The sequence below is a fragment of the Burkholderia sp. E168m23 genome, assembly GCF_016586125.1.
Lineage (GTDB): Bacteria > Pseudomonadota > Gammaproteobacteria > Burkholderiales > Burkholderiaceae > Burkholderia > Burkholderia orbicola.
Genome location: NZ_BCPP01000215.1, coordinates 1 through 8,198 on the forward strand (window position 1 = coordinate 1; position 8,198 = coordinate 8,198).

Sequence of the window (8,198 nt, forward strand, 5' to 3'; positions counted from 1 at the left end):
GGCGATGTCCGGCATCACGATCGACGCGCGGCCCTTGAGCTTTTCTCTCAGGGACTTCGCGAGATCGGTCATGCCGTCGAAATCGCCGGCGTTGTACTGGTGGATCCAGCGCTGCAACTGCTTGGCGCGGAACGGCTTCTCGCCCAGGCTGCCGCAGTACGCGACAAGACCCTCGGCGTCGAAGTCGAGAAGATTGACGGAAGTTTCGCTCGTCATGATGTGCTGCCTTGCCGCGTGCGCTGAATCCTGCCTACTTGCTGTCAGCCAGGGCTTAACGCGAGTAAACGTTCATTTCCGGGAAGAAGAACGCGATTTCGACCGCTGCCGTTTCCGCAGCGTCCGAGCCGTGCACGGCGTTCGCGTCGATGCTGTCGGCGAAGTCGGCGCGGATCGTGCCCTTTTCCGCCTTCTTCGGATCCGTCGCGCCCATCAGGTCGCGGTTCTTCAGGATCGCGCCTTCACCTTCCAGAACCTGGATCATCACCGGGCCCGAGATCATGAAATCGACGAGATCCTTGAAGAACGGACGCGCTGCGTGAACTGCATAGAACTTCTCTGCGTCAGCACGCGACAGGTGTGCCATGCGCGATGCGACGATCTTCAGGCCGGCGCCTTCGAAACGGCTGTAGATCTGGCCGATCACGTTCTTTGCCACCGCATCCGGCTTGATGATCGACAGGGTGCGCTCGATTGCCATAAAAACTCCAAAAAATTAAGAAGTTACAGGTTCAAATGAATCCGCTATTGTAGCACGATCCCGTGTATCATTGCGATTGAACCCTTACACGAATGAAAGGTTCAGAATCCATATGTTTTGTGCCGCCGGGCCATTGAAACCTCCCGGCACGGAACCTATCTTAGCCATAGCTGCCCCGGTTTGCTGCGCCGCACATCGCGCGCGCCGAACCGGCCCCGGACGCCCACGCGTTCAATGTTAGGAGAAACCATGAACGACTATCCGTACAATTTCGGCCGCGGCGGTTCCGTCAGCACCGCCGAGGTTCGCAACCGCGTGCTGCGGAACACGTACTGGCTGCTCGCGCTATCGATGGTGCCGACCGTGCTGGGCGCCTGGGTCGGCGTCGCGACGGGCTTCTCGCTGTTCGCGGCCACGAGCCCGATGATGAGCCTGCTCGCGTTCTTCGCGATCGCGTTCGGCTTCATGTTCGCGATCGAGCGGACGAAAAACAGCGCGGCCGGCGTGTTCGTGCTGCTCGGCTTCACGTTCTTCATGGGCCTGATGCTGTCGCGGCTGCTGAGCTTCATCCTCGGCTTCTCGAACGGCCCGTCGCTGATCATGCTCGCGTTCGGCGGCACCGGCATCATCTTCGCCACGATGGCGACGATCGCCACCGTCAGCAAGCGCGACTTCTCGGGGCTCGGCAAGTGGCTGTTCATGGGCGTGATCGTGATCCTGCTCGCGTCGGTCGCGAACATCTTCCTGCAACTGCCCGCGCTGATGCTCACCGTGTCGGTGCTCGCGATCGCGATCTTCTCGGCCTACATGCTGTTCGACGTCCAGCGCGTCGTGAACGGCGGCGAGACGAACTACATCTCGGCCACGCTCGCGATCTACCTCGATCTGTACAACGTGTTCACGAACCTGCTCGCGCTGCTCGGCATCTTCGGCGGCAACCGCAACTGACGTTCGGCACGCACCATGAAAAACCGGCCCGCGGGCCGGTTTTTTTACGTCCGCCGCCCGGCTCAGTCGCGCTCGAACAGCGCGATCGATTCGACGTGCGACGTATTCGGGAACATGTTCACGACCCCGGCGCCCTTCAGCCGGTAGCCGGCCTCGTGCACGAGCAGGCCCGCATCGCGCGCGAGCGTCGACGGGTTGCACGACACGTAGACGATGCGCTTCGGCAACGGGCCTGCGCCGCTCTGCGCGATCTCGGCCAGCGCCTTCGATACCGCGAGCGCGCCTTCGCGCGGCGGGTCGATCAGGAACTTGTCGAATGCGCCGAGCGCACGGAGATCGTCGCCCGTCACCTCGAACAGGTTCCGGCACGCGAACGTCGTGTGGCCGTCGACACCGTTCTCGCGTGCGTTCGCCAGCGCGCGCGTGGTCAGCGTGTCGCTGCCCTCGATGCCCATCACTTCGCGCGACAGCCGCGCGAGCGGCAGCGTGAAGTTGCCGATCCCGCAGAACAGGTCGAGCACGCGATCGTCGCGCGACGGCGCGAGCAAGCGCAGCGCGCGGCCCACCAGCACGCGGTTGATCTGGTGATTGACCTGCGTGAAATCGGTCGGCTTGAACGGCATGCGGATGCCGAATTCCGGCAGCGTGTAGTCGAGCGACACGTCGAGCGGATAGAACGGCGTCACCGTGTCCGGCCCCTTCGGCTGCAGCCAGAACTGCACCTTGTGCTCGTCCGCGAACGCGCGCAGCAGCGCTTCGTCGTCCGCGTTGATCGGCTCCAGCACGCGCAGCACGAGCGCCGTGACGGTCGAGCCGACCGCGAGCTCGATCTGCGGCATCCGGTCGCGAATCGACAGCCCCTCGACGAGCCGCCGCAGCGGCACGAGCATCGCCGACACATGCGGCGGCAGCACTTCGCAGCTCGTCATGTCGGCCACGTAGCTGCTCTTCTTCTCGTGGAAGCCGACCAGCACGCCGCCCTTCTTCGCGACGTTGCGCACGGTCAGGCGCGCCCGGTAGCGATAGCCCCACGACGGGCCGTGGATCGGCGCGAACATCGTTTCCGCGCGCAGCTTCGCCAGGTGCCACAGATTATCTTCCAGCACGCGCTGCTTGACCGCCACCTGCGCGCGCATGTCGAGATGCTGCATCGAGCAGCCGCCGCAGGTGCCGAAGAACGTGCACTTCGGCTGGGTGCGCATGACGCTCGGGCGCAGAATGTCGACAACCGTCGCCTGCTCGTAGCTCGGCTTGCGGCGATAGCTCGAATAGGTCACGCGTTCGCCCGGCAGCGCGCCTTCGACGAAGATCACCTTGCCCGGCTCGCCGTCCTCGGTCATCGTGCGGCCGACACCGCGCGCTTCCATGTCGAGCGATTCGATCTCGAGAACCGGGGCAGGCCCGGGCGCGACGGGCGCATTTTTCGATTTGCGCGCAGAAGTGGGGACGGCTTCGGACACCAGCTTTTCCTGACAAACGTTGAAGAAGGCGAGATTGTAGACGACGAAGGCCCCCGTCGCGTGCTTTCGTCGCGCAAGCGCCGCTGCCGATGCGCAGGCCGATGCCGCGCTGCGCCGCGCGTGAGCGACTGAGGACCGCCTCCCATTGCCCGCAGCGCGGCCCCACCGACGGCACGGGTTCTGCTCGCAGCACCAGACCAAGGAGACTCGGCCATGCGATTGATCGACTGGAACATCCAATGGGGTCGGGACGCGGACGGCGTCGTCGATCTTCCCCGCACCGTCGCGGCCATCCGCCGGCTCGGCGATTTCGACGTGCTCTGCCTGCAGGAGCTTACACGCGGCTTCGATGCTCTACCCGGCCGGCCCGGCCCCGACCAGTTCGCCGAACTCGCGGCGCTGCTGCCCGGCTATACGATCGTCGACGCCATCGGCGCCGATCTGCCGGCCATCCGGCCGGGCGCCCCGCGCCGCCAGTTCGGCAACGCGATCGCGACGCGGCTGCCGGTCGGCCGTGTGCTGCGCCAATCGCTGCCGTGGCCGGCCGACGCCGGCGCGCCGTCGATGCCGCGCGTCGCGCTGGATATCGAGTTGCAAGCGTCCTTCGGGTCGTTGCGCGTGGTCACCACGCATCTGGAGTACTACTCGGCGCGCCAGCGGCTTGCTCAAGTCGACGCGCTCCGCGACCGGCATCGCGAGGCCTGCGCGCACGCGGATCAACCCGCTCCCGCCGAAACGCCCGAGGGGCCGTTCAGCGCGACCGGACAGCCGCGCGATGCGATCGTCTGCGGTGATTTCAACAGCGCATTCGACAGCGACGCGTACCGGCGCTTCCTGGAGCCGATTGCCGACGCGCCGAGTTTCGTCGACGCGTGGGTCGCGCGGCACCCCGGCCATACACCGCCGCCGACGGCCGGCGTCTACGATACGGTGCAATGGTCGGACGGGCCGCTCGCGTGCGATTTCGTGTTCGTGACCGACACGCTGTTGCCGCGCATCATCGGCTGCGAGATCGACGGCGACGTACGCGCATCCGATCACCAGCCGGTGCTGCTCGAACTGGGTTGATCGCACCGGCGACAGCGCGGGCCGCCCGCGCTACGCGTCGAAGCCGGCGAGGTATTCGACCCAGTGCGGCGCCGGTTCCTGCGCAAGCGCGTTCTTCACGAGCAGGATCTCGTCCGCATACTCGCTCGGCGTCAGGCCGCCGCGCATCAACTGGAACCGGCAATACAGCAGGTAGGTGTTGACGACGTCGGTTTCGCAATAATTGCGGATTTCGTCGATCCGCCCGTCCCGGAACGCCGGCCACACCTGGCTGCCGTCCATTCCGAGCTTGCCCGGAAAGCCGCACAGCTTCGCGAGCGCATCGAGCGGCGCGTTCGCCCGCGCCTGATACATCGCGAGCACATCCATCAGGTCGGTATGCCGCGAGTGATAGCGCGAAATGTAGTTGTTCCACTTGAATTCACGGTCGTCCTCGCCGAGATCCCAGTAGCGGGTGGCGGGAATGCCGTGCACGAGCGCGCGGTAATGGAGCACCGGCAGATCGAAACCGCCGCCGTTCCACGACACGAGTTGCGGCGTGTATTTCTCGATCACGCGGTAGAACGACTGGATCAGCGTCGCTTCGTTGTCCTGCGGCGTCCCGAGCGAGCGCACGCGAAAACCGTTGTTGTCGCGAAACACGCACGAGATCGCCGCGATCCGCTGCAGGTGGTGCGGCAGGAAATCACCGCCGGTCTTCTCGCGGCGTGCGGCGAACGCGTGTTCGGCCACCGCGGCATCGTCGAGCGTCGCGGGCAGGTCTTCCAGACGGCGAATGCCGTCGACATCGGGAATCGTCTCGATGTCAAAAACAAGAATCGGGGTCATCGGTTACAGAACGGCGTCCTTGCGCACGCCGTTGGAGGCGAAGAACCGCTTGAGGCGCACCAGCGCTTCCTGCTGGATCTGCCGCACGCGTTCGCGCGTGAGCCCCATCTCGTCGGCGAGCTCCTCGAGCGTCGCCGGTTCGATGTGGTTCAGACCGAAGCGGCGCTCGATCACGTGCCGGTGCTTGTCGGACAGACGCGACAGCCACGCGCGCGTCAGCGTTTCGAGCTCGCGGTGCTGCACCTCGGCGTCGGGCGACTGACTCTGGTCGTCGGGCAGCAGGTCGAGCAGGCTGCTCGCGGGATCGAGGTCGAGCGGCGCATCGAGTGACGCCGTGTGCTCGTTGAGCGCGAGGATATCGGTGACTTCCTCGGCGGTCTTGCCGGTGAGATAGGCGATGTCGTCGATGCTGGCTTCGCGGCGTTCGGCCGCTTCGCCCGTCGACATCGAGTTCTTTTCGAGGTGGCGCTTCGCGCGCAGCACCTGGTTCAGTTCGCGGATCACGTGCACGGGCAGGCGCACCGTGCGGGCCTGATTCATGATCGCCCGCTCGATGCTCTGCCGGATCCACCACGTCGCGTAGGTCGAGAAACGGAAACCGCGCGTCGGGTCGAATTTCTCGATCGCGTGCATCAGGCCGAGGTTGCCTTCCTCGATCAGGTCGAGCAGCGGCACGCCGCGGTTCAGGTAGCCCTTCGCGATACTGACGACGAGCCGCAGATTGCGCTCGATCATCACCTGCCGCGCCTCGAATTCGCCGGCCTTCGCGAGACGCGAATAACGCTGCTCTTCCTCGACGGTCAGCAGCGGCTTCACGCTGATGCGGTTCAGGTAATGCTGGATCGTGTCGGCCGTGAGCTCGGCCTGCAGCAGCGTGCGGAAATCGTCGACGTCGGGCGCGGCTTCCTGGCGGCCTTCGCGCTCGTCGTCGCCACCGTCCGCGTCGGCGTCGCGTGCCTCGAGATCACGTTCGTTTTCCGCGACATCCTCTTCGTCGTCCGTCGAAGCACCCACTCGCCCCACCGATGCTTGCGTGGCACGACTGATCTTCTCAGACTCGGCTTGCGGCTCGTGGCGCTTCGATTTCGGCATGGTCGTCTCGGTTATTGAGGCGGCAAATACTTCAGCGGATCGACAGGCTTACCCTGCCGGCGAACCTCGAAATGCAGCATCACGCGGTCGGCATCGCTGTTACCCATCTCGGCGATCTTCTGCCCCTTCGTTACCGCGTCCCCCTCTTTTACCATCAAAGCGCGATTGTGTGCATACGCCGTGAGGTAAGTTGCATCGTGTTTGATGATAATGAGGTTGCCGTAACCACGCAGACCGTTGCCGGAGTAAACGACGCGGCCGTCCGCCGCCGCCTTCACGGCCTCGCCGGCCGTCCCGCCGATATTGACACCCTTGTTCTTCGCATCGTCGAACCCGTTCAGCACGGGGCCGCGCGCGGGCCACGCGAACGTCACGGGGCCGCTCGGCGCCGCCGCCGTATCGCTCGATCCGGTCGCCGCGGCCGGGGGCGTGGCGGCGAGCGCCGACGACGTGCCGGCGGCCGGCGCGGCCGGACCGCTGCTCAGCGGCGCGGTCGCGACCGCACCACCGACGATCGGCGCGGCGGCCGGCGTGCCCGCCACTGCAGCGCCGCCCGGCGGCGCCACGCGCAGCAGCTGGTCGACTTCGATCTGGTTCGGGTTCGCCAGATTGTTCCACGTCGCGATGTCGCGATAGTTCTGCCCGTTCTCGAGCGCAATCCGGTACAGCGTGTCACCCGGCTTCACACGATAGAAGCCCGGCGGCGGCGGACCGAGCGGCACCGCGGGCTGCGCGGCGGCAGTCGTGCCGAGCGACCCGGAGCGGTCGACGACGGGCGCGTTGTCGAGCCGCGTCGCACAGGCGGCCAGTAGCGTGGAGAACGCAGCCACACAGATCGCGCGCTGGGCGAACGTGAGCGGTTCCCTGGATCGGTTGTTTTGCATCGCGCGCAACATACTCATCGGTTTCAAATCACTCCGGATTTTAAAGGGACAAAGAAAACGCGATCAAGCCGGGACTCTCGCCATTGCGCGTGCGCGACGCGCTCGACGAGCGTGAGCACCTGGTGCTGCCCGCTCTGCGCGCCGACCGGCGCGACGAGCCGCCCGCCGATCGCGAGCTGCTCGAGCAGCGCCTGCGGCACGTCGAGCCCCGCCGCCGCGATCACGATCGCGTCGAACGGGGCCGCGGACGGCAAGCCGACACGCCCGTCGCCGTAGTGCAGACGGATGTTCGGCACGCGCAGCGGCCGCAGGTTCAGCTTCGCGCGCTCGTAAAGCGGCTTGATGCGTTCAATCGAATACACGTCGCGTGCCACGTGACTCAGCACGGCGGCCTGATAGCCGCAACCCGTGCCGATCTCGAGCACGCGCTCGAGGGTGCGGCCGGCCATCGCGAGCTCGATCATGCGCGCGACGACCGACGGCTTTGAAATGGTCTGCTGATGGCCGATCGGCAATGCCGAATCCTCGTAGGCCTGCGTCGCGAGCCCGGGATCCACGAACAGGTGGCGCGGCACCGCGGCCATTGCGTCCAGCACGCGCGCATCGGTCACGCCGTTCGCGCGCAGGCGTTCGACCATCCGCTCGCGCACACGTTCCGACGTGAGGGCGAACGCGCCGGCCGGCGCGATGCTCGGCGCGGCCGGCTTCGGCAGCGCAGGCTTCAGCGCGGTGGGCTTCGGTGCGGTCGCCGGCTTCGCGGCGGCGATACCCGGCAGCGGCGCCCGCACGGCGGCCGGCTTCACCGCAACCGGCTTCAGCACGGCCGCGGGTTTGTCGGCAGCCTTCGGCACCGCCCCCGCCGTCTGGCGTTCACCGGGCCGACCTTCCGACTTGCGTGGCGCTCGCTTGAGATCTTCGAGCGCGAGCGGGAACCGCTTCGCGCGCTCGCCGCTCATGAAGCCCGCCCTCCGGCGCGCGCCCATTCGCGCATCGCGGGCAGCATCTGCGTATGCGTGAGATCGAGTTGCAGCGGTGTGATCGAGACGAAACCGTTTGCAACGGCGTGGAAATCGGTGCCCTCGCTGGCGTCCAGCGCCTCGCCCGCGGCGCCGATCCAGTAGATCGGCTCGCCGCGCGGGTCGGTCTGTCGAATCACCGGCTGCGACGGATGACGCTTGCCCAGACGCGTGACCTTCCAGCCCTTCAGTTCGTCGTACGGCAGATTCGGAATATTGACGTTCA

8 protein-coding genes and 2 pseudogenes are annotated in these 8,198 nt (G+C 66.2%); 2 read left to right on the forward strand and 8 right to left on the reverse strand.

Annotated elements, in window-relative coordinates:
* Together JMF90_RS13555 and ndk are read right to left on the reverse strand one after the other, a co-directional pair.
* Nucleotides 1–216 (reverse strand): annotated as a pseudogene (locus JMF90_RS13555) (23S rRNA (adenine(2503)-C(2))-methyltransferase RlmN); the annotation flags it as partial.
* A gap of 55 nt (nt 217–271) precedes the next feature.
* The gene (gene ndk, locus JMF90_RS13560) at nt 272–697 is read right to left on the reverse strand and encodes a nucleoside-diphosphate kinase (RefSeq protein WP_006478674.1); all 426 of its coding nucleotides are present in this window, start codon (nt 695–697) and stop codon (nt 272–274) included.
* A 249-nt stretch (nt 698–946) separates the two neighbouring features.
* Between ndk and JMF90_RS13565 the strand changes: the two genes are divergently transcribed.
* Nucleotides 947–1,645, forward strand: a complete 699-nt coding sequence (locus JMF90_RS13565; RefSeq protein WP_006484459.1) for a Bax inhibitor-1/YccA family protein — start codon at nt 947–949, stop codon at nt 1,643–1,645.
* Between the two features lie 62 nt (nt 1,646–1,707).
* Here the strand turns inward: JMF90_RS13565 and rlmD are convergent, their stop codons facing one another.
* Nucleotides 1,708–3,012 (reverse strand): 23S rRNA (uracil(1939)-C(5))-methyltransferase RlmD, encoded by a 1,305-nt coding sequence (rlmD, locus tag JMF90_RS13570; RefSeq protein WP_034174708.1) that lies wholly within the window; start codon nt 3,010–3,012, stop codon nt 1,708–1,710.
* A 306-nt stretch (nt 3,013–3,318) separates the two neighbouring features.
* Here rlmD and JMF90_RS13575 point away from each other — a divergent pair, with 306 nt between their 5' ends.
* Nucleotides 3,319–4,173, forward strand: coding sequence for an endonuclease/exonuclease/phosphatase family protein (locus JMF90_RS13575; RefSeq protein WP_054927896.1), 855 nt, complete (start codon nt 3,319–3,321; stop codon nt 4,171–4,173).
* Nucleotides 4,174–4,203: 30 nt separating this feature from the next.
* On the opposite strand, the gene JMF90_RS13580 is transcribed toward JMF90_RS13575, so the two are convergent.
* The 5 genes and pseudogenes from JMF90_RS13580 to JMF90_RS13600 all read right to left on the reverse strand — a co-directional run.
* Complete coding sequence (locus JMF90_RS13580; RefSeq protein ID WP_054927897.1) at nt 4,204–4,980, reverse strand: 3'-5' exonuclease; 777 nt, start codon at nt 4,978–4,980, stop codon at nt 4,204–4,206.
* A 3-nt stretch (nt 4,981–4,983) separates the two neighbouring features.
* On the reverse strand, nt 4,984–6,072 hold the full coding sequence (gene rpoS, locus JMF90_RS13585) for an RNA polymerase sigma factor RpoS (protein WP_011694300.1): 1,089 nt from the start codon (nt 6,070–6,072) through the stop codon (nt 4,984–4,986).
* Nucleotides 6,073–6,083: 11 nt separating this feature from the next.
* Nucleotides 6,084–6,974: a peptidoglycan DD-metalloendopeptidase family protein gene (locus JMF90_RS13590; RefSeq protein WP_006478669.1), complete on the reverse strand. Its 891-nt coding sequence runs from the start codon at nt 6,972–6,974 to the stop codon at nt 6,084–6,086.
* A 5-nt stretch (nt 6,975–6,979) separates the two neighbouring features.
* Nucleotides 6,980–7,912, reverse strand: a complete 933-nt coding sequence (locus tag JMF90_RS13595; RefSeq protein ID WP_011549682.1) for a protein-L-isoaspartate(D-aspartate) O-methyltransferase — start codon at nt 7,910–7,912, stop codon at nt 6,980–6,982.
* Nucleotides 7,909–8,198 (reverse strand): annotated as a pseudogene (locus JMF90_RS13600) (5'/3'-nucleotidase SurE); the annotation flags it as partial. The pseudogene JMF90_RS13600 and the gene JMF90_RS13595, both read right to left, overlap by 4 nt.